Genomic DNA, 20,021 nt, shown 5'->3' with positions numbered 1-20,021 from the left:
GGCCCGTCACTTTTGTGGCGGGCCGCCTCAGTCTCTGGCCCCTGGGTGCCGACTGTGAGGTTATGCGTCTCCGCATGCTTCATCAGCTGCTCATCCTCGGGCTCGGCAGCGTGCTGGTCACGGCTCTGGTCCTGGTTCTCGTCGGCGCGTGGCAGAGCGGCCGGTTCGCCGACAGCACCCGCGACGAGGTGCTCCGCCAGAACGAGGCCGAGCTGGATCGCACCACGGCGTCGGTGACCACGCTGGTGCGTACCGTCGGCGACGAGGTCCAGAACGGCGTGGACGTCGGGATGCACAGCGCGGACGGCCTGCTCGACCAGCGCGGCGGGGTACGCCTCGCGTCGCGTACCGCCAAGTGGACCGCCACGAACCAGGTGAGCCAGGACAAGACCACGGTGACGCTGCCCCGGGTCACGGTGAACGGCCGCTGGCTGGGGCAGAACACCGATCCGAAGACGACCACCCCGTTCGTCGACGACGCTCAGGAGCTGGTCGGTGGCGCGGTCACCCTGTTCCAGCGGATGAACAGCGCAGGCGACCTGCTCCGGGTCGCCACCACGGTCCGCGGCAAGACCGGCAACCGGGCGATCGGCACGTACATCCCGGCCGTCGGGGCGGACGGCAAGGCGAATGCGGTGGCCGCCGCGATCAAGGCCGGTAAGTCGTACCGGGGTGTGGCTCAGGTGGTCGACACCTGGTACATCACCGCGTACGACCCGATCAAGGACTCCTCAGGTGACGTGATCGGTGCGCTGTTCGTCGGTGTGCCGCAGGCCGACGCGCTGGCGAACCTCACCTCCGCGATCGCCGGCCAGCAGGTACGGGACAACGGCTGGGTCACCGTTTACAGCACCCTGGCGGCCGACAAGGGCCGGGTGATCGCCTCCAGCCTCGACGGCCTGGCCGGCACCACCGACCTGGCGGCTGTCGACGCCGACGGCACGAAGTACGTCGAGGAGATCGTCACCCAGGCGCCGGAGCTGGCCGACGACGCGACCTGGCGGACCACGTACCAGCTGCCCGGCGCGTCCGGGGCGGACGCCGGGGACACCACGACGACGGTGGCGTACTACGCGCCGTACCAGTGGGCGATCACGGTCGGCGGGTACGACGCGGACGCCGAGAGCGCCGTCGCCGTGGTCCAGGACGGCCGGCGCACCATGCTGACCGCGTTCGTGATCGCCGCGGTGCTGCTGGCGCTGGCCGGCGCGGCTCTCGCGTACTTCCAGGCAGCGCGTCTCTCCGGCCGGCTGGGCCGGCTCACCCGAGCACTGACCCGCCTCGCCGGACGGGATCTCACGGTCACCGCCGACGACAAGGGCCGTGACGAGATCGGTGAGGCGGCCACCGCGCTGAACACCGCGGCCATCGAGCTGCGTGCGGTGATGCGCGACGTGACAAGCGCTTCCGACGAGGTGAGCGGGACCGCCCGGCAGGTCGCGGCGACCGGTGGTGATCTCTCCTCGGCGTCCGACACTGCCGCCGACCGGGCCGGGACGGTGAGTGCCTCGGCCGACACCGTCTCGCACGTGGTGCAGACGGTGGCCGCCGGCGCCGAGCAGATGGGCACCTCGATCACCGAGATCTCGCACAACGCCCAGGAGGCGGCACAGGCCGTCCGGGACGGTGTCGGCCTGACCGCCGCGGCGGCCAGCGTGATCAGCGAGCTGCGTACTTCCACCACCGCGATCAGCGAGGTGGTCAAGCTGATCGCCAACATCGCCGAACAGACCAACCTGCTGGCACTCAACGCGACCATCGAGGCGGCCCGGGCCGGCGAGACCGGCAAGGGCTTCGCGGTCGTCGCCGGCGAGGTGAAGGAGCTGGCCCAGGAGACCGCGCGGGCCACCGAGGACGTGACCGCCCGGGTGGCAGCGATCGAGGCGGACACCGCCCGCGCGGTCACCGCGATCGACGCGATCTCCGAGCGGATCGCCCAGGTGAACGACTTCCAGACGGCGATCGCGGCGGCGGTCGAGGAACAGGCCGCCACGACCGCTGAGATGGCCCGGAACATCGCCGAGGCGGCAACCGGGAGCCGGGACATCGCCGACGGCATCGGGACGGTCAGCGGCGCGATGGAGGGCACCAGGCGCTCGGTCGCGGCGGCACACCGGGCAGCCGACGAGCTCACCGCCACCGCGACGCGCCTGACCGGCCTGGTAAACCGCTTCACCGTGTAGTCGAAACGGTGTAGCCGGAGAGGCCCGGAAAGCGATCGGTAGTCTTAAGGCGTGACTGTTCGCGTGCGTTTCGCCCCCTCACCCACCGGCATGTTCCACGTCGGCGGCGCTCGCTCGGCGCTGCAGAACTGGATCTACGCCAGGCAGCACGACGGTGTCTTCGTGCTTCGGATCGAGGACACCGACGCGGCCCGCAACAAGCCCGAGTGGACCGAGGGCATCATCTCGGCGCTGGACTGGATCGGCATCGAGCGCGGGAGCTACGAAGGCCCCTACTACCAGTCCTCCTACGCCGCCGACCACACCGCCGCCGCGACCCGGCTCTACGGCGAGGCACGGGCCTACTACTGCGACTGCAAGCGCGACGACGTGATCGCGCGGACCGGCAACACCCACATCGGTTACGACGGCTTCTGCCGCGACCGTGCGCTCGGCCCCGGCGAGGGGCGCGCGCTGCGTTTCCGTACGCCGGACGAGGGCGAGACCGTGGTCGTCGACCTGGTCCGCGGCAAGCCCACCTTCGAGAACAAGCTGCTCGAGGACTTCGTCATCGCCCGCAGCGACGGCTCGGCGGTCTTCCTGCTGGCCAACGTCGTCGACGACATGAGCATGGGCATCACCCACGTGTTCCGGGCCGAGGAGCACCTGCCGAACACGCCGAAACAGCAGCTCCTCTGGGAGGCGCTCGGCGCCACCCCGCCGGTCTGGGGCCACGTCCCGGTGATCGTCAACGAGAAGCGGCAGAAACTGTCGAAACGCCGCGACAAGGTGGCCCTGGAGTCGTACCGGGACGAGGGTTACCTCGCCGCAGCCATGCGCAACTACCTGATGCTGCTCGGCTGGGCGCCCACCGGCGACCGGGAGATCGTCCCGTGGTCGGTGGTCGAGGAGGAGTACCGGATCGAGGACGTGAACCACGCTCCGGCCTTCTTCGACATCAAGAAGCTGCGCGCGTTCAACGGCGAGTACATCCGTGCGCTCAGCCCGGACGAGTTCACCCAGGTCTGCGCGCCGTGGCTGACCGGGACCGAGACGATCGCCGCGCCGCCGTGGTCGCCGGAGGCCTTCGACTCGGCGGTCTTCACGACGATCGCCCCGCTCGCGCAGACCCGCATCGCGGTGCTCTCCGAGATCGTGGACTACGTGGACTTCCTCTTCCTCGACGAGCCCGTGCACGACGAGGCATCCTGGGCGAAGGCCATGAAGGACGGCGCAGCGGACATTCTGGACGCGACAGCGGCTGCCTTCAGCGCACTCACCGACTGGTCCGCGGAGCCGCTCAAGGCGGCTCTTGAGCAGGTCGGCGAGGAGCGAGGTCTCAAATTGGGCAAGACTCAGGCGCCGGTACGCGTCGCGGCCACCGGCCGGACGATCGGCCTGCCGCTGTTCGAGTCGCTCGAGACGCTCGGCCGCGAGCGCACGCTGACCCGTCTTGCCGCAGCTCGCGCCCGTCTCTGACACGTTTACCGCATTCGACGGCCGGCGCGCCATAGCCGGTCGTCGAATCCGGTGACGCTCTCCGTCACCAGGGTGGCCACCACCCCCACGCGTTGCGGGGAGTAGGTACTATTCGGCCGCTGATCAACGGTCACCGGTTGTCTCAGCCGTCCCCCAAATGGCTCCAATTCACCCTGCCGCGAGATGCGCCGGGGCCGGAGTCCGGGAAGGCTATGGGTGTGTGGGCCACGAGCAGTGGGTCAGTGGTCCATGTGCATCCACGGGCGGGGGAGGTCGGATGGTGCGAGGGACGATCACCAGGCTGGTGTCGGCGGCCGGTGCGATGGTGATAGCCGTCGTGCTGACGTTCGGCTTCGCGCCAGGTGCGGCGGCGGCGCCGAAAAAGGACGAGCCCAATGCCATGGAGATCAAGGGCAAGGGCATCAGCAAGTCGATCGTGATCCGGCAGGCCGACGAGCCCCGGCTCTTCGAGATGCTGTTCACCGAGGTCGACTGGCTGGCTGCGGCCAGGCCGCAGACGTCCGCGCCGAAATCCGGCAAGCTCGGCGACAAATACACACTGACCATCCTGGTCAAGGACGCGCCGAGCCAGACCTACGACCTCTATCCGCAGGCGGCGGGCGGCCCCCGGGCATACCGGCCGGCCAAGCAGCCGTCGGGCAAGAAAGCGGCCGGCTGGTTCTACGGCCGGCTCTCCATGTCGGAGTCGCTGCGCCTGTCCGGCGCCCCGCTGGAGGCCAAGCCCGACGTGGTGAACGGCGGCATCGGCGGCGGCGTCGGCGAGAACCTGAACGCCGACGTGAACCCGGTGGAGAGCGCGAGCGAGGTGTTCGGCGAGATCCGCCGCCTCTTCCTGCTCAACGGCGCGGTTCTGCTGGCGATCCTGGTCGGTCTCGCCGGGATGGCGTTCCTGATCCGGCGCCGGATCTGACCGAGACGCTCTCCACCAGGGCGATCAGGTCGTCGAGGTCGGCGTCGAACTCGGCATCCGGTTCGAGGGGGTTCTCGGCCACCGGCAGCCCGCCGGTCACCTCGCCGGTGAGATAACCGAGAAGCAACGCACAGATCATCCGCGCGATCCGCGGCACGTCGGGCGCGCGTACACCGGCGTCGTGCAGGATGCCGCGCAACGCTGCGGCCAGCCAGGATGCCGAGGCGCCGGCCGCCGATCGGGTCAGCAGCAGAGGGAAAGCACTCGGGTGCGCGTGAGCGAGAGCGCGGACAGCCCGGCTCAGCGCACGTAACCGCCGCCGCCAGTCGATGCCGGCCGGATCCAGTTCGGCGGGATCGCCGAACGCGGTTCCCAGTTCCAGGTGCAGCAGGTCGACGAGGCCGTCCAGCAGCGCGTCCTTGCCACCGACGTACGGATAAAGGGCCATCGAGGTCAGGCCGACCCGCTCGGCGACGGCCCGCATCGACATCGCGGCGAGGCCACGCTCGTCCACGAGGGCAAGCGCCTGGTCCAGGATCAGCCGTCTCTTGTCATCCACCACACCCACCTGACCAGGCGCATGGGCCGGCCCGGGCGAAACTCGCCCGGGCCGGTGTGGCACTCACCCGTTCGGGGCCCCAGCTCCCCGCTCGGCGCTCAGTACCGAAGCGTCTAGCACCAGCGGCCTGGCGGCCGCCCTCGTCCCGCCGCGCGCCTTCTCGGGCGCACGGCACCGTGCAGGTGAGCACCAGCCCACCCACGCAGTTCGGTACGGCAACCAACCCGTCCCGATCCTGGATCCACTATCGGTTCCTCGTCGACCGGTGCGGGCACCGTCACATCGTCGAGGACGGAATCACCGTCGGTACGCGTCAACGCGTCGTCCCGTTCCATCATCTCGCCTCCTCGATCCGCGTCCTCGACACCAACACCAGCATTCCTCGGCACCGTCTCTTCATCGGCACCGCGACGCCCTGTGTTAACCCCCCGGCCCGGACCGCACTAGTCCGACACGATGCCAGGTCACCGACCGAAATCGCGGAAGGGGCGCACTGCTACACCGGTCAAATGTCGTAAAACGGCATAAACCTACTCAGCTCAACCCGACATTTGGTCCGTGACACGCTTGGCATGTGGCTGACAGCACCACCAACCCGCTAGCGCCCGGCACACTACGCCGAATCGAACGGCATGCCGGGGCGCTCGCGACGTCAGCGGTGGCCCGCATGGAAGAGACGTTGCCGTGGTTCCGCGCGCTCCCCGCTGACCAGCGATCCTGGGTGATGCTCGTCGCACAGGCCGGCGTCCGATCTCTCGTGGAGTGGCTCAGCTCCGGCGCCACGGTCGCCGCCAGCACCCAGGAGATCTCCGACGAGGTCTTCGCGGCGGCGCCTCGCGCCCTGGCCCGGGCCATCACGCTGACCCAGACCGTGCAACTGATCAAGGTGACGATCGACGTCGCCGAGGCGGAGGTGCCGGGGTTCGCCGAGGAGGGCGAGACCGGCGCGCTGCTTCAGGCGATCCTCCGGTTCTCCCGGGAAATCGCGTTCTCGGCTGCCCGGGTCTATGCCCGGGCCGCCGAGTCCCGGGGCGCCTGGGACGCCCGCCTGCAGGCCCTGCTCGTCGACGCCCTGCTGCGCGGCGACTCCTCGGACGTTCTCGCCAGCCGGGCCGCCGCCCTGGGCTGGACCGACGCGCCACCGGTGACGGTCGTGGTGGGCCGTTCGCCGGGCGGGGACATCACCGCGGTGCTGCATGCCGTCTACCGGGCCGCCCGCCGGTCCCGGCTCGAGGTGATCGGCGGCGTGCACGGCGACCGGCTGGTCGTGGTGGCGGGCGGCGCCACCGACCCGGTCGCCACAGCCGCCGCGCTCTCCGGCACCTTCGGCGAGGGACCGATCGTGGTCGGCCCGGCCGTCCCGTCGCTGGACCAGGCGACCGAGTCGGCCCGCGCCGCGCTGAACGGATTCCGGGCCGCGCCGGCCTGGCCGGCCGCGCCATCCCCGGTCGCCGCCGACGATCTGCTGCCGGAACGCGCGCTCGCCGGCGACCTGGACGCCCGGCGCAAGCTGCGCAACGAGGTCTACGGTGGGCTGACCCGGGCCGGCAGCGGACTCATCGAGACGCTTGATGCGTTTTTCGGCTCCGGCGGGGTACTGGAGAGTGCGGCACGCGAGCTTTACGTGCATCCGAACACCGTGCGATACCGCCTGCGCCGGGTGGCCGAGGTCACTGCCCTGTCGCCGTTCGACGGCCGGGACGCGTTCGCTTTACGCATCGCGCTGACAATCGGCAGGCTCGACCCCGCAACCTGAGGGATGCCTGCCTCGTACCTCATGTTGGTCGTATTGTCCGCTGATTACGGGTCGCGGGGGAAATTCCGCTTCCGTGGCGAATATGACTAAAGTGTCCCAAGCCAACGGCGGCTTTGTAGGTTTCCTACAAACATCGTCGTAGGGTTTCGTCGCGCCCAGCAACCCCCGAACCTCCCCCGATCCGGAAGAGTCAAGACGTGCTCGCCGTACTCTCCCCCGGCCAAGGCTCACAGAAGCCCGGCTTCCTGATCCCATGGCTCGCCCTACCCGGCGCCGAGGCCCGCCTCGGCGAGTGGTCCGCGCTCGCTGGAGTGGACCTGGTCCACCTCGGCACCAAGGCTGACGCCGACGAGATCAAGGACACCGCCCGTACCCAGCCTCTGCTCGTCGCGGCCGCGCTGCTCGCGGGCGAGCAACTCCCGCTGGGCGACGTCGACCTGATCGCCGGCCACAGTGTCGGTGAGCTCGGCGCGTCCGCACTGGCCGGCGCGCTCTCCCCGGAGGCCGCGATCAGCCTCGCCGGTGTGCGCGGCCGGGAGATGGCCGCCGCCTGCGCCCTCGAGCCGACCGGCATGAGCGCGGTCCTCGGCGGCGATCCGGACGAGGTCATCGCCGCGATCGAGAAGCACGGGCTGCACCCGGCGAACCGCAACGGCGCCGGTCAGATCGTCGCCGCGGGCGCGCTGCCCGGTCTCGCCGACTTCGCGGCCGCCCCGCCGGCCAAGGCCCGGGTCATCGCGCTGGCCGTGGCGGGCGCGTTCCACACTCCGTACATGGCTCCGGCCGAGGCGGCCCTGGCCGCCGTCGCGCCCGGCGTCACCGTGAACGATCCGGCCCGGACGTGGCTGTCGAACCTCGACGGCAAGCCGGTCGCCGAGGGCGCCGAGGTGCTGCGCCGCCTGGTCCGTCAGGTGACCGCGCCGGTCCGCTGGGACCTGTGCATGGCGTCGCTGCGCGAACTCGGCGTCACCGGCGTGATCGAGCTGCCGCCGGCCGGCACTCTGGCCGGCCTGGTCAAGCGCGAGCTCAAGGGCGAGGGCGCGCCCGAGATCGTCACCCTGAACACCCCGGACGACCTGGACGCCGCCCGCGACCTGATCGCCCGCCACGGCGGACACCAAGGAGGAGCACGATGACCGCGGGTTCCCGCATCGTCGCGATGGGGCACTACCAGCCCTCGCGCGTGGTCACGAACGACGACCTGGCCATGAACCTGGACACCAACGACGCGTGGATCCGGGACCGGGTCGGCATCGCCGAGCGCCGCATCGCCGAGAACGAGTCGGTCGCCGACATGGCGACGTACGCGGCCGAGAAGGCACTGGCGAATTCCGGCCTCACCGCCGCCGACATCGACCTGGTGACCGTCGCGACCTGCACCTCGATCGACCGCTGCCCGAACGTGGCGGCCCGGGTCGCGAGCCGGCTCGGCATCACGGCACCGGCGGCGTACGACCTGAACACCGCCTGCTCCGGGTTCTCGTACGCGCTCGGCACCGCGGACCACGCGATCCGCGCCGGCGCCGCCCGCAACGCCCTGGTCATCGGCTCGGAGAAGCTTTCCGACGTCGTCGACTGGTCCAACCGCACCACCGCCGTGCTCTTCGGTGACGCCGCGGGCGCCGCGGTGGTCTCCGCCGTTCCGGACGGCGAGGAGATCGGCATCGGCCCGGTGCTCTGGGGTTCCGCCCCGGACAAGGGCGACGTGTTGCGGATCGAGGGCTGGCAGCCGTACATCGAGCAGGAGGGCCAGGCGGTCTTCCGCTGGGCCACCACCGCGCTCGCCCCGTTCGCGATCGAGGCCTGCCGCCGCGCCGGCGTCGACCCCTCCGACCTGGCGGCTTTCGTGCCGCACCAGGCGAACACCCGGATCATCGACGGCATCGTGAAACGGCTCGGACTGAGCCCGGACGCGATCGTCGCAAAAGATCTGGTCCATTCCGGCAACACCTCAGCGGCCAGTGTGCCGTTGGCACTGTCGAAGCTGATCGAACGGCGCGAGGTTCCCTCCGGGTCCCACGTGCTGCTCTTCGGCTTCGGCGGCGGCCTCACCTACGCCGGCCAGGTTGTCCGCTGCCCTTGAGCAGCACCTGACGGCGTATTCACCACCCACCGAGAGAAAGAACGAGAATGGCAACTCGCGAAGAGATCACCTCTGGCCTCGCCGAGATCCTCGAGGAGGTCGCCGGGGTGAACCCGGACGACGTCGCCGAGGGTAAGTCCTTCACCGACGACCTGGATGTCGACTCGCTGTCCATGGTCGAGGTCGTCGTCGCGGCCGAGGAGAAGTTCGGCGTCAAGATCCCCGACAACGAGGTCCAGAACCTGAAGACCGTCGGCGATGCCGTCACCTACATCGAGGCGAACCACTGACATGAGCAACGTAGACGTCGTCGTCACCGGGCTCGGCGCGACGACCCCGCTGGGCGGGGACGTCGCGTCCACCTGGGACGCAATGCTCGCGGGCCGCTCCGGGGTCGGCCCGCTCACTCAGGAGTGGGCGGGTCAGCTCCCGGTGCGGATCGCCGCACAACTCGCGGTCGACCCGGCCACGCTCATCGAGCGGGTCAAGATGCGCCGTCTTGACCGTTCCGAGGCGATGGCGCTGATCGCGGCGAAGGAGGCCTGGGCCGACTCCGGCCTGGCCGGTTCGGGCCTGGACCCGGAACGCCTCGCGGTCAGCATCGGCAGCGGCATCGGCGGCGCCACCACGCTGCTGGAACAGGACGACATCCTCGAGCAGTCCGGCCCGCGCCGGGTCAGCCCGCACACCGTACCGATGCTGATGCCCAACGGCCCTGCCGCCTGGGTCGGCATCGAGCTCGGTGCCCAGGGTGGCGTCCGGGCCGTGGCCAGCGCATGCGCCACCGGCGCGGAGGCCGTGGCCCTCGGGCTCGACCTGATCCGTGCCGGCCGCGTCGACGTGGTGGTGGCGGGTGGTGTCGAAGCCGTCGTGCACCCGCTGCCGCTCGCCGGTTTCGCCTCGATGCGCGCCATGTCGACGCGCAACGACGAGCCGGAGAAGGCGTCGCGCCCGTGGGACAAGAACCGGGACGGCTTCGTCCTGGGTGAGGGCGCCGGAACGATCGTGCTGGAGCGTGCCGATCACGCGATCGCTCGTGGCGCGAAGATCTACGCCCGCCTCCTCGGCGCCGGCATCACCTCGGACGGTTTCGACATCGTCCAGCCCGACCCGGAGTGCCGCGGTGGCATCCGTGCGATGCGGATGGCTCTGACCGACGCCGGCCTGACCGGTGCGGACATCCAGCACGTCAACGCGCACGCCACCTCGACGCCGGTCGGCGACATGAGCGAGATCAAGGGGATCCGGGCCGCCATCGGCGATCACCCGATCCTCACCTCGACCAAGTCGATGAGCGGGCACCTGCTCGGCGCGGCCGGTGCGGTCGAGTCGATCGCCACCATTCTCGCCCTGCGTGAGGCTGTGATCCCCCCGACCATCAACCTCGACGACCCGGACGAGCGTCTCGACCTCGACGTGGCAGCGCACAAGGCGCGGCCGCTCGAGATGACCGCGGCGATGAACAACTCGTTCGGTTTCGGGGGCCACAACGTGGCCCTGGTCTTCGCCCGCGCCTGATCCAAAAGCCGGGTGCCACGAATGTCGTGGCACCCGGCTGTTTCATTCAGGTCATTTGACGCACGCGCTCCGCTTCAGCCCGGCCACCTCGATCGGCGACTTGCCGGGCGCCTTGGCCTTCCCGGCGACGACTGCGGCCAGGGCGGCAAGCGAGAGCCTGCTCGACGAGTACGTGGCGACAAGCGTCGGCGACCGGGACAGCCCCAGCAGCGACGGGCTGTCCATCGCCACCGTGATCGCCGCCGAGTCGTCCAGGTCGACCTGGGAGTCGCCGAAACCGACCAGGCGGATCTTCGCCCCGTTGTCGGCCTGGACGTTCACACCGGCCTCCTGAAGGGCCCGGACCATGGCGACCCGGGCGACCTCACGCGAGGCGGGCGCGGTGACCGTGACCGGACCCTCGACCAGCGGCCCGGAGCACTTGCCCCGGAGAACCGTGATCGCGGCGGCGTCCAGGGCGCCGACCGACCGGGCGTGCGCCGGCGAGCCGACGACGTCGAGGTCCGGCTGGTTCCTGATCTCGGTACGGAACTTCAGGGTGAGAATCCGGGTGACCGCCTCGACCAGGCGTTCCCGTTTGAGGCTGCCGCTCTTGAGCCCGGCCACGATGCCGTCCCGGGCGCCGCCGATGTCCGGCGGCATGAGCAGCATGTCGTTGCCCGCGTTGAGCGCGCGGACCGCGGCCTCGCCGGCCGGCCACTTCTTCGCCGGTGCCATGTTCATCGCGTCGCTGATCGCCACCCCGGTGAACTTGAGCTGCTTGCGCAGCACGTCGGTCATGATCTTGTGGGAGAACGTGGCGGCGGTGCCCTTGTCGATCGCCTGGAGATCGAGGTGACCGGACATCACCAGGCCCGCGCCGGCCGCGATGCCCGACTGGAACGGCGGCAGGTCCTGCGCCTCCCAGTCCTTGCGGCTCTGCTTGATCACCGGAAGCTCGTCGTGGCTGTCCCCGCTGGTGTGCCCGTGGCCCGGGAAGTGCTTGAGGGCGGCCGTGACGCCGGCGCCCTGCAAGCCCCGGACGGCGGCGGTGACCTGCGTGGCGTTGGCCTTGGCGTCGGAGCCGAACGAGCGTGAGCCGATCAGGCCGCCACCCCGGGTCGCGAGCGTGTCGGCGACCGGGGCGAAGTCGACGGTGATGCCCATCGCGGCCAGCTCCTCGCCGGCTGCCCGCCAGGCCACCTCGGTGAGGCTGGGCTGCCGCGCCGCGCCGACGGCCAGCGCCGACGGGAGCATCGTGACGCCCTCGGTGATCCGGGTGACCACGCCGTACTCCTGGTCGGTGCCGATCATCAGGGGTGCGGCGGCGGGCAGCTTGAGGGCCGCCTGCTGAAGGCCCCTGGTCAGCTCGCGGACCTGTTTCGGGTTCTCCACGTTCGTGGTCGGGTTGGTGTCGCCGGTCGGGTCGTCCGGCGTGAAGCCGACCAGGATGAGACCGCCGAGCTTGTACTTCTCGATCATCTCGGCCGGGGTGTTCACCCCGGCGAGCTTCTGGTTGCCGGCGGAGGCGCCCTTGTCGACGGTGGTGGCGTAACTGCCGTAGGCGTACGGCATCAGCACCTGGCCGGCCAGGTCCTCGTCACTGAGCCTGGTCACCACCTCGGCCGCACGCGCCGCCGGGTCCGCGTTGATCACCAGGCCGGCGCTGGCCGAGGGCTCGGGCGCGAGGGACGGCGACGCCGGAGGCGTCGTCGCGGTGGTTGCCGACGGCGCCGGCTCATCGTTACCGCATGCTCCGGACAAAAGCAGCAAAGGTACGGCCAAAGCGACGCGGAGCAGGTTTTTCACGCACGCCATCGAACCAGTTCACGGCGACCGTCGCCACTTTATCCCCGAGAACCACCAGTCGCGGTTTTCGCCCGATCAGCCGGATCGCACGTCAGCCGACCCTGGTGAGCAGGGTGACCGGCGCACCGTCGCCGGCGTACCGGTACGGCTCGAGCTCCGCATCCCATGCGGTGCCCAGCGCTTTGTCCAGGGCGTGCGCCAGCGCCTCGGGCGCGCGGACCGAGGTCATGATGGAGCGCAGCCGGTCCTCGCCGATCTGGATGTCGCCCGAAGCGCCCATGACCCCATGAAAGAGGCCACGCCCGGGGACGTGCATGAACCGCTCGCCGTCAAGGCCCGCGCTGGGTTCCTCGGTGACCTCGAAACGGATCATGGGCCACTGCCGGAGGGCAGCAGCCAGCTCGGCGCCAGTACCAGCCCGGCCGGTCCAGCTGCACTCAGCTCGGCGCATGCTGGGATCGACCGGTTGCACGGTCCATTGCAGATTGACCGGCGCGGTCAGGACGCGCGCGATCGCCCACTCGACATGCTGGCACACGGCGAGTGGGGTCGAGTGGACGTATACGACGCCACACGTTGGCACGGTGACCTCCCGGAGACCGAGGTGCGTCTTCCCCTACGACCTCGACCGCGGTTGATCGTGTCCCATGATGCCGGGTGGTACGGATGGTGCGCCAGAGAATCCGCAACATCGACTATGGGACGTGCCGTAGTGGCATACCCAGTGCAACGCCCGTACCTGCTCCGACGGCACGGTCCACGGGCTGTCGTGTAGAGTTGCCACGGCCCTTTTTCTACTTTCTCAGCTTTCCTCCAAGGAGTGCCGCCGTGGCGAGCAACACCTCAAAGACCGCCCGCGCATCAGTCCGCGCCGGCCAGAGCACGTCCGGTGCCCTCAGCGTGCTCGGTGAGTACAAGTACCTCATCCCGCTCGGCACCGGCCGCTTCGCGTACGTGCGTAACCTGACCAACGGCAAGACCACGCACCTCAAGACCGACTCGGACGCTTTCGTCGAGGAGATCCGGGTGCTGGCCGCGGCCGGCCACGGTGCCAAGATCCGCGCCGAGATCAACTCGCTGCACAACGCCAGCCCGGAGCACGGCTGGGACGCGACCGAGAAGCGTCTCGCCGACGCCGGCGTGTTCGAGGGCTGAGAACGCCTCTGAAAAAGGCGCCTCCCGGTTTGTGCCGGGGGGCGCCTTTTTGCACTTCATGAAGATCAGGACAGGCTGAGGCCTGCAAAAATCAAGGCCTCCAAAAAATCAAGAGAGAAATTCTACCCATCCGCTGTCCAGGTCATAGATGGCGCCGACCACGTTGATCCGCCCGGCCGCGATCGCCTCGGCAAGGCTCTCCACCTTGTGCAACCGGTCCGTGGTCCGGATCACGTGGGCGCGGATCGCCTTCTCGGCGGCGTCCGGGTCGTCCATGCCCACCTCGCGTACCGCAGGGGCCAGCTGGTCGACCAGATAGCCGATCTCGCCCTCGGAGACGGTGCCGGCGCGCAGGGCCTTCACCGTGGCGTTCACGGCGCCACAGCGCTTGTGCCCGACCACGACCACCAGCGAGACGCCGAGCTCGGCGACCGCGAAGCCGACCGAGCCGATCAGCGACCGGTCCAGCACGTGTGCGCCGGAGCGCGCCACGCAGATCGAGCCGAACGGCTGGTCGAAGATCGCCTCGAGCGGAACCCGTGAGTCGATACAGCCGAGGACCACCGAGTGCGGCTGCTGGCCGCCCGCGGTGGCAGCCGCCTGGGTCACGTCGTGGCCGTAACGGGGATTTCCATAGACGAACCGCTTGTTGCCCGTCACGAGTCTGCTGAGTGCTTCAGCGGGCGTGATGACCTGCGCTTCTCGGGTAACAGCCATGAAGAGATTTTCGCTGCTGAAGTCCGGCGGGAAAGTGATTGCGAGGTAACTCACTGTCCGACCGGATCTGACCAAAAGCCTTGACGAAACATGCTGGTAATACACGTGATCGGGAGTGATGATTATTACCCGTGGGTACAACGGGGACCGTGACACTCACGGAGGTGCCCATGCAGACGCGCTCGGAGATCACTCTCGCCGACGGCGTACGCCTGCACGTGACCGTTTCCGGCCCGGCCGACGCGCCGGTGACCGTGGTGCTGCTGCACGGCTGGTGCCTGGACCGCCGGATCTGGCATGACCAGGTCGCGGCCCTCGGCGGCATGGGCCACAAGGCGCCGCGGGTGATCGCTTACGACACCCGGGGCCATGGGCGGTCCGGGCACACCGGGCTCGGCGGGGCCACCCTGGCCCAGCTCGGCGACGACCTGGCCGAGGTTCTGCGGCAATTCGCGCCGACCGGTCCGGTGGTCCTCGCCGGCCACTCGATGGGCGGCATGACGATCATGGAGTACGCGCACCGCCACCCCGAGGAGTTCACCGCCCGGGTGGCCGGCCTGCTGCTGGTCTCCACGACCGCCGAGGGACATACACACACCCGGTACGGCCTGCCGTCGCAGGTGGCCGCCGTGTTCCGCGCCGGCGAGACCTTCGGTGCCGGCCTGCTCGCCCGTTCCGGCGCGTGGTCACCGCACCGCATGGTGCTGCCCGCCCTGCGCCCGGCAGTCCAGTGGCTGCTCTTCGGCGAGGACTGCGCGGACGCCGCACTCAAAGTCACCCTCGGCGGTATCGGTCGCGCCTCGCTGCGTTCGATCGGCGGCTTCCGCGCGTCGGTCGGCGCCCAGCAGCGCCTGGACACCCTCGCGGCCATCGCCGACATCCCGGCCACCGTCCTGGTCGGTGACCGGGACCGGCTCACCCCGACGGCCTGCGCCGAGTCGATCGCCCAGGCGCTGCCCGGCGCCCGGCTGGAGATCCTCGAGGGCGCCGGGCACATGCTGCCGCTGGAGCGTCCGGAGCAGGTCTCCTCGGCGCTCGTCACCATCGTCCGGCGAGTCGCCCGGTCGGCGAAACGGGAACGCCGCGCCGTGCGCGAGGGCGTTACCCGCTGCCGCGAGGCCGCCTAAGTCGTTTCCCGTTTCAGCTGAAACGGGAGTCCGGCGGCGCCCCGGCGGCAATCCTGAGAGATTCGAGGACTGGGCGGAGGGTAGTGCGGGAGGAGTGCGGTTCGACGCGGCCAGCCGGACAGGAGTAAGTTCGATTGCCCCCTACGCGCAAGCGCTGGTGGTGCGCAGAGGTTTTTCGCCCCCCTTCGCGCTGAGCGGTGTGGTGGGCATGAGAGGAAGACAGCGGACTTGAGCGACGCCACCGTCCTGCAACAGGAGATCGCGGTCGAACAGCAGCACGTGGACCGGGTCTACGCCCGGCTCACCGAGCTGCGCCGGGACGCCTCCCGAGCCGAGAAAGAGGGCTACAGCCTGGCCGGGGTCGGCACCTTCGGAGCCCTGGTCGAGCGTGACGCGATGGTCTTCCACGCGGCTCGCCGCCGGCACGCCCTGGACACCGAGCACGAGGGCCTGGTCTTCGGCCGGCTCGACCTCAAGACCGAGGCCACCCATTACGTCGGCCGGATGGGAATCCGCGACAACGATTCGAAGCCGCTGGTGGTGGACTGGCGTGCGCCGGCCGCCGCCGCGTTCTACCAGGCCACGCCGGCCGATCCACTCGGAGTGGTCCGCCGGCGCATGATCCAGTCCAGCCGCGAGCGGGTCACCGGGATCGAGGACGACCTGCTCGATCCGGACTCCGCGCCGGACGACATGCGGGTGGTCGGCGACGGTGCCCTGCTGGCGAGCCTCGCGAAAGCGACCGGCCGGGGCATGCGCGACATCGTCGCCACCATCCAGCGCGAGCAGGACGAGGCGATCCGCTCCCCCGCCGGCGGTGTGACGATCGTCACCGGCGGCCCGGGCACCGGCAAGACGGCGGTGGCGCTGCACCGAGCGGCGTACCTGCTCTATTCCGACCGCAGCCGGTTCGCCGGCGGCGGCGTCCTGGTGGTCGGCCCGTCCGGGGTCTTCGTGGAGTACATCGCGACAGTGCTTCCCTCGCTCGGCGAGGAGACCGCGACCCTGCGCTCGCTGGGTTCGCTGGTGCCCGGTTACGACGCCGTCCGGGTCGACTCCGGCGAGGTGGCCTCGATCAAGGGCTCGCTGCGCATGCGGCGGGTGCTGGAACGCGCCTCGCACGACGCGGTGCCGGGCGGCCCCACCGAGCTGCGCCTGCTCTACCGGGGCACGCTGCTGCGGCTGGACGCCGCGGCGCTCGAGAAGATCCGCCGTGCCGCGCTCCAGCGCGGCGCCCGGCGCAACGAGGTACGCGGCCACGGCTTCGACCGGGTCTTCGACGCGCTCTGGGCACAGTTCCGTGACCACAAAGGCAGTGGCCTGCCGGAGAAGAAGGAGTTCGAGGCCGAGCTGGCCGACCGCAACGACTTCCGGGAATTCCTCAAGGCCTGGTGGCCGCGGTTCACCCCGATGCGGGTGCTGCTCTGGATGGCCGACCCCGGACGACTCCGGTCGTACGCGAACGGCATCCTCTCCCGCGACGAGATCGCCACCCTCCAGGGCTCGTTCGACGCGCTCGCCACCGAGGGGCCGACGATCGCCGACGTGGCGCTGCTGGACGAGCTGGACGAGCTGATGGGCCGCCCGCGCAAGCCGGCCAAGAAGTCGAAGAACCCGTTCCACGTGCGCGACGGCGTCCAGGAGGTCAGCACGTTCGCGGACCGGCAGGCGGCCGCCCGCACGCAGCACCTGCAGCGTGAGGACGACTACCGGGACTACGCGCACATCGTGGTGGACGAGTCACAGGACGTGTCACCGATGCAGTGGCGGATGGTCGGGCGCCGGGGCGCGTACGCATCCTGGACGGTTGTGGGTGACCCGGCACAGACCGCATGGTCGGGTGACGCGGATGAGCTGGACCGTGCGCGCGATCGCGCGCTGGGGTCCCGCAAGCGCAACAGTTACTCGCTGACCACCAACTACCGGAACTCCTCGGAGATCTTCGCGGTGGCCGCCCAGGTGATCCGCAAGATCATGCCGGACCTGCCGCTGCCCTCGGCGGTACGCAGCACCGGCGTCGACCCGGCCGACGTGGTGACCACTGTCGACGGGCTGCCCGGTGCGGTTCGTGAGCTGACCGAGAAGCAGCTCGCCGAGGTGGACGGCACGATCGGCGTGATCATGCCGGTGCCCCGTCAGGGCGAGGTGGCCGGCTGGGTGGCCGGTCTGCCGGAGCGGGTCCAGGTGGTGACCGCGCTGGAGGCCAAGGGTATGGAGTACGACGCCGTGGTCCTGGTCGAGCCGGCGCAGATCGCCAGCGACCCGGCCGGGATCCGCACCCTGTACGTGGCGCTGTCACGTGCGACGCAACGGCTGACCACGGTGGGCACGAACCCCGGCTGGCTCTAGCTCTACGGGATGGACACGGCGACAGTTACTACGGGATGGGCACGGCGACCGCGTTGTACGCGGTCGTCGGCTCCGCCGGTGTGGTGAAGCGGGCGTTCGGCAGGTAGAACCGCTTGCCGAACTCCGCGATCGTGGTCGGCACGTCGAAGCTCGGGTCACCGGTCCGGGAGACGACGGTCCCGGCCGTGCCCTTGCGGTTCAGCTCGACCTTGGCGATCACGTTGAGCCGGTTCTGCACGGCGTACAGCGTCCTGCCGCGCAGCCACAGCCCGTCGCCGTTGACAAGCGTCTCGGTGGCGCCGAGGTCGACCTTCGTGGCCACCCCGGAGTACGAGACCCGGAACAGCGAGCCGGTGTTGGACTGCACGACGATCAGCGCACGGCCGTCGGGCGTGGTGGTGATTCCGTTGGCGTTGTTGCCCTCGCCCTGGACGAAGTCACCGGTGATCGGCACCGCGGCGGCCGCGGCCGGCAGCTTGCCGTGCCGGCCGAACGGCAGCTTGAACAGCACCGCGTTGCGCGAGTCGGTGAACCAGGCCGCGTCATCGGTGACGATCACGTCATTGATGAAGGCCGTCGTGCCCACCGGCTGAAGCTGGTACGACTTCAGTACCTCACCGGTGCGCAGATCGAGAACACGGGCATTGCCCCCCGCGCCCCCGGCCACGAAAAGCCGGTTGTCATCGATCTTGAGACCGAGCGACGCGGTGCCCGGCCCTTCGCTGAAGGTCCGGCCGGCTCCGGTACGCAGATCGACGCGATAGATGTCGCCGTCGACCCGGGAGCCGAAGTAGGCGTACGGCTTCTTCCCGATGGCGATGCCTTCGGGCTGGAAACCGCTCGGCAGGGTGATTGTGCTGGGTAGTGGGCCTGTCAACGCCCTGGACTGGGCTGCCTCGGCGGGTACGGCGGTTACCGTCACCGCGAGGGCGGTGCCAAGTAGGGCGTTCGCAAAGGTACGGCGAAGCACGAAACTTCCTTTCCGTTGCGGACGGGTCATAGGTGATTCCAACGTGCGATGGTCATCCACACAACCGATTGCACATATAGCAATGTCCGCATACATTGGCGACGGCCCGCTGGACGACGGAAGGTAGAAGACATGGGAGCCGGCCACGACCACGGCACTGCCGCCCAGCTCGGAGGGGCCAAGCACCGCAAGCCTCTCTGGTGGGCAGCGGGCCTGCTGACCGCCGTCATGATCGTCGAGGCGGTCGCAGCCGGTCTCACCGGTTCACTGGCTCTTCTCTCCGACGCCGGTCACATGTTCACCGATGTTCTGGCGATCGCCATGACGCTCGCCGCCATCACCGCGGCCGGCCGGGCCGGCGGCGGCGATTCGCGCCGCACCTTCGGGCTCTACCGCCTCGAAGTGCTCGCCGCACTCGCCAACGCGGCCCTGCTCACCGTGGTCGCCGGCTTCGTGGTGGTCCAGGCCGTGCGCCGGTTCACCGACCCGCCGCACGTCCCGGCCGGCTGGATGCTGCTGGTCGCGGCCGGCGGCCTGCTCGCCAACGTGGTCGCCTTCCTGCTGCTGCGCTCCGGCGCCAAGGAGAACATCGGGGTACGCGGGGCGTACATCGAGGTGCTCGGCGACCTGCTCGGCTCAGTCGGCGTCATCGTGGCCGCTCTGGTCATCTGGTTCACCGGCTGGACGTACGCGGACCCGATCGTCGCCGTGATCGTGGCCCTGATGATCCTGCCGCGGACGTTCGCGCTGGGCCGCTCGGCGATCCGCATCCTGGTCCAGGCCGCGCCCGAGCACCTGGACATCTCCGCGGTCCGTGACCGGCTGGCCTCGGTCCCCGGCGTCTGCGACGTCCACGACCTGCACGTCTGGACCCTCACCTCGGGCATGGACGTCGCCTCCGCACACCTGCGCCTCGACCCGGCGGCCGAGCTCGGCGCGGTGCTCTCGGTGGCCCGCGACGCTCTGCACGAGGATTTCGCGATCGACCACGCCACCCTGCAGGTGGAGCCGGCCGGCGCGAGCCGGCACTGCACGCCGACCGGCTGGTGACAGCTATGGCGATCATCACACCCGGCGCGCGATGATCGAGCCATGTCGACGCACGTCACCCACCAGCCGCGTGTGATCTGGGATGCCGCGCGAGCCTTCGTCCGGGCCGCGTCCCAGCCGTCCCACCACGAATTCGCCTCCGCCGCCTACCACCTGCTCGGGCCGGAGATCTTCGAGGCTCTGCTCGCCACCCACGAGTACCTGGTCGCCGAGGCCGCCCGGACCGGTGGCGACCGGTCCGCCACCGACCTGGAGGCCGGCAAGTGGCGCATCCGCCTCGAAGAGCTGTTACGCGCCCATCCCGAGCTGACCGACCAGGTCCACGAGTTGACCATCACGGGGCGCGAGTCGTAAAGCGGGGCACTTGTTCTTTTTGC

18 protein-coding genes are annotated in these 20,021 nt (G+C 69.9%); 13 read left to right on the top strand and 5 right to left on the bottom strand.

The window, feature by feature from the left end:
- Window positions 1-62 precede the first annotated feature (62 nt).
- The 3 genes from ACQP2E_RS06800 to ACQP2E_RS06790 all read left to right on the top strand — a co-directional run bounded on the left by ACQP2E_RS06800 (window position 63) and on the right by ACQP2E_RS06790 (window position 4,572).
- Window positions 63-2,183 (top strand): methyl-accepting chemotaxis protein, encoded by a 2,121-nt coding sequence (locus tag ACQP2E_RS06800; RefSeq protein ID WP_433829002.1) that lies wholly within the window; start codon window positions 63-65, stop codon window positions 2,181-2,183.
- Window positions 2,184-2,234: 51 nt separating this feature from the next.
- A complete protein-coding gene (gene gltX, locus ACQP2E_RS06795; RefSeq protein WP_433829001.1) occupies window positions 2,235-3,641 on the top strand; it encodes a glutamate--tRNA ligase in 1,407 nt (468 codons plus the stop codon).
- Between the two features lie 277 nt (window positions 3,642-3,918).
- Window positions 3,919-4,572 (top strand): hypothetical protein, encoded by a 654-nt coding sequence (locus tag ACQP2E_RS06790; protein WP_433829000.1) that lies wholly within the window; start codon window positions 3,919-3,921, stop codon window positions 4,570-4,572.
- Here ACQP2E_RS06790 and ACQP2E_RS06785 read toward each other — a convergent pair.
- Window positions 4,499-5,131 carry a TetR/AcrR family transcriptional regulator gene (locus tag ACQP2E_RS06785; protein WP_433828999.1) on the bottom strand — a complete coding sequence of 211 codons (633 nt, stop codon included), beginning with the start codon at window positions 5,129-5,131 and terminating at the stop codon, window positions 4,499-4,501. The two genes, ACQP2E_RS06790 and ACQP2E_RS06785, sit on opposite strands and share 74 nt — an antisense overlap.
- 574 nt (window positions 5,132-5,705) lie before the next feature.
- On the opposite strand from ACQP2E_RS06785, the gene ACQP2E_RS06780 reads away from it, so the two are divergent.
- The 5 genes from ACQP2E_RS06780 to fabF all read left to right on the top strand — a co-directional run bounded on the left by ACQP2E_RS06780 (window position 5,706) and on the right by fabF (window position 10,488).
- The gene (locus ACQP2E_RS06780) at window positions 5,706-6,887 is read left to right on the top strand and encodes a PucR family transcriptional regulator (protein WP_433828998.1); all 1,182 of its coding nucleotides are present in this window, start codon (window positions 5,706-5,708) and stop codon (window positions 6,885-6,887) included.
- Between the two features lie 197 nt (window positions 6,888-7,084).
- On the top strand, window positions 7,085-8,023 hold the full coding sequence (locus tag ACQP2E_RS06775) for an ACP S-malonyltransferase (protein WP_433828997.1): 939 nt from the start codon (window positions 7,085-7,087) through the stop codon (window positions 8,021-8,023).
- Entirely contained in the window at window positions 8,020-8,970 is a 951-nt protein-coding gene (locus tag ACQP2E_RS06770) for a beta-ketoacyl-ACP synthase III (RefSeq protein WP_433828996.1), read from the top strand. The genes ACQP2E_RS06775 and ACQP2E_RS06770 overlap by 4 nt, the downstream gene beginning before the upstream one ends.
- Before the next feature lie 47 nt (window positions 8,971-9,017).
- Window positions 9,018-9,260, top strand: a complete 243-nt coding sequence (locus ACQP2E_RS06765; RefSeq protein WP_014441425.1) for an acyl carrier protein — start codon at window positions 9,018-9,020, stop codon at window positions 9,258-9,260.
- Window position 9,261: 1 nt separating this feature from the next.
- Window positions 9,262-10,488, top strand: a complete 1,227-nt coding sequence (fabF, locus tag ACQP2E_RS06760) for a beta-ketoacyl-ACP synthase II (protein ID WP_433828995.1) — start codon at window positions 9,262-9,264, stop codon at window positions 10,486-10,488.
- Between the two features lie 51 nt (window positions 10,489-10,539).
- Here fabF and ACQP2E_RS06755 read toward each other — a convergent pair whose 3' ends face one another.
- Together ACQP2E_RS06755 and ACQP2E_RS06750 are read right to left on the bottom strand one after the other, a co-directional pair.
- The gene (locus ACQP2E_RS06755) at window positions 10,540-12,285 is read right to left on the bottom strand and encodes a glycoside hydrolase family 3 protein (RefSeq protein ID WP_433828994.1); all 1,746 of its coding nucleotides are present in this window, start codon (window positions 12,283-12,285) and stop codon (window positions 10,540-10,542) included.
- 82 nt (window positions 12,286-12,367) lie between these two features.
- Window positions 12,368-12,859, bottom strand: coding sequence for a DUF3145 domain-containing protein (locus ACQP2E_RS06750; RefSeq protein ID WP_360433538.1), 492 nt, complete (start codon window positions 12,857-12,859; stop codon window positions 12,368-12,370).
- Between the two features lie 245 nt (window positions 12,860-13,104).
- On the opposite strand from ACQP2E_RS06750, the gene ACQP2E_RS06745 reads away from it, so the two are divergent.
- Window positions 13,105-13,431, top strand: coding sequence for a hypothetical protein (locus tag ACQP2E_RS06745; RefSeq protein ID WP_433828993.1), 327 nt, complete (start codon window positions 13,105-13,107; stop codon window positions 13,429-13,431).
- A gap of 108 nt (window positions 13,432-13,539) precedes the next feature.
- Here the strand turns inward: ACQP2E_RS06745 and ACQP2E_RS06740 are convergent, their stop codons facing one another.
- A complete protein-coding gene (locus ACQP2E_RS06740) occupies window positions 13,540-14,148 on the bottom strand; it encodes a carbonic anhydrase (protein WP_433828992.1) in 609 nt (202 codons plus the stop codon).
- A 170-nt stretch (window positions 14,149-14,318) separates the two neighbouring features.
- Between ACQP2E_RS06740 and ACQP2E_RS06735 the strand changes: the two genes are divergently transcribed.
- On the top strand, window positions 14,319-15,275 hold the full coding sequence (locus tag ACQP2E_RS06735; protein ID WP_433828991.1) for an alpha/beta fold hydrolase: 957 nt from the start codon (window positions 14,319-14,321) through the stop codon (window positions 15,273-15,275).
- 228 nt (window positions 15,276-15,503) lie between these two features.
- Window positions 15,504-17,624: a HelD family protein gene (locus ACQP2E_RS06730; protein WP_433828990.1), complete on the top strand. Its 2,121-nt coding sequence runs from the start codon at window positions 15,504-15,506 to the stop codon at window positions 17,622-17,624.
- 28 nt (window positions 17,625-17,652) lie between these two features.
- Here the strand turns inward: ACQP2E_RS06730 and ACQP2E_RS06725 are convergent, their stop codons facing one another.
- Window positions 17,653-18,594: an SMP-30/gluconolactonase/LRE family protein gene (locus ACQP2E_RS06725; protein WP_433828989.1), complete on the bottom strand. Its 942-nt coding sequence runs from the start codon at window positions 18,592-18,594 to the stop codon at window positions 17,653-17,655.
- A gap of 132 nt (window positions 18,595-18,726) precedes the next feature.
- On the opposite strand from ACQP2E_RS06725, the gene ACQP2E_RS06720 reads away from it, so the two are divergent.
- Together ACQP2E_RS06720 and ACQP2E_RS06715 are read left to right on the top strand one after the other, a co-directional pair.
- Window positions 18,727-19,644 (top strand): cation diffusion facilitator family transporter, encoded by a 918-nt coding sequence (locus ACQP2E_RS06720; protein ID WP_433828988.1) that lies wholly within the window; start codon window positions 18,727-18,729, stop codon window positions 19,642-19,644.
- 42 nt (window positions 19,645-19,686) lie between these two features.
- Window positions 19,687-19,998: a hypothetical protein gene (locus tag ACQP2E_RS06715; protein ID WP_433828987.1), complete on the top strand. Its 312-nt coding sequence runs from the start codon at window positions 19,687-19,689 to the stop codon at window positions 19,996-19,998.
- Window positions 19,999-20,021 lie beyond the last annotated feature (23 nt).

The sequence above is a fragment of the Actinoplanes sp. CA-015351 genome (genome assembly GCF_050955685.1).
In the GTDB taxonomy this organism is placed as follows: domain Bacteria; phylum Actinomycetota; class Actinomycetes; order Mycobacteriales; family Micromonosporaceae; genus Actinoplanes.
This window is presented reverse-complemented; position numbering and strand designations above follow the sequence as displayed.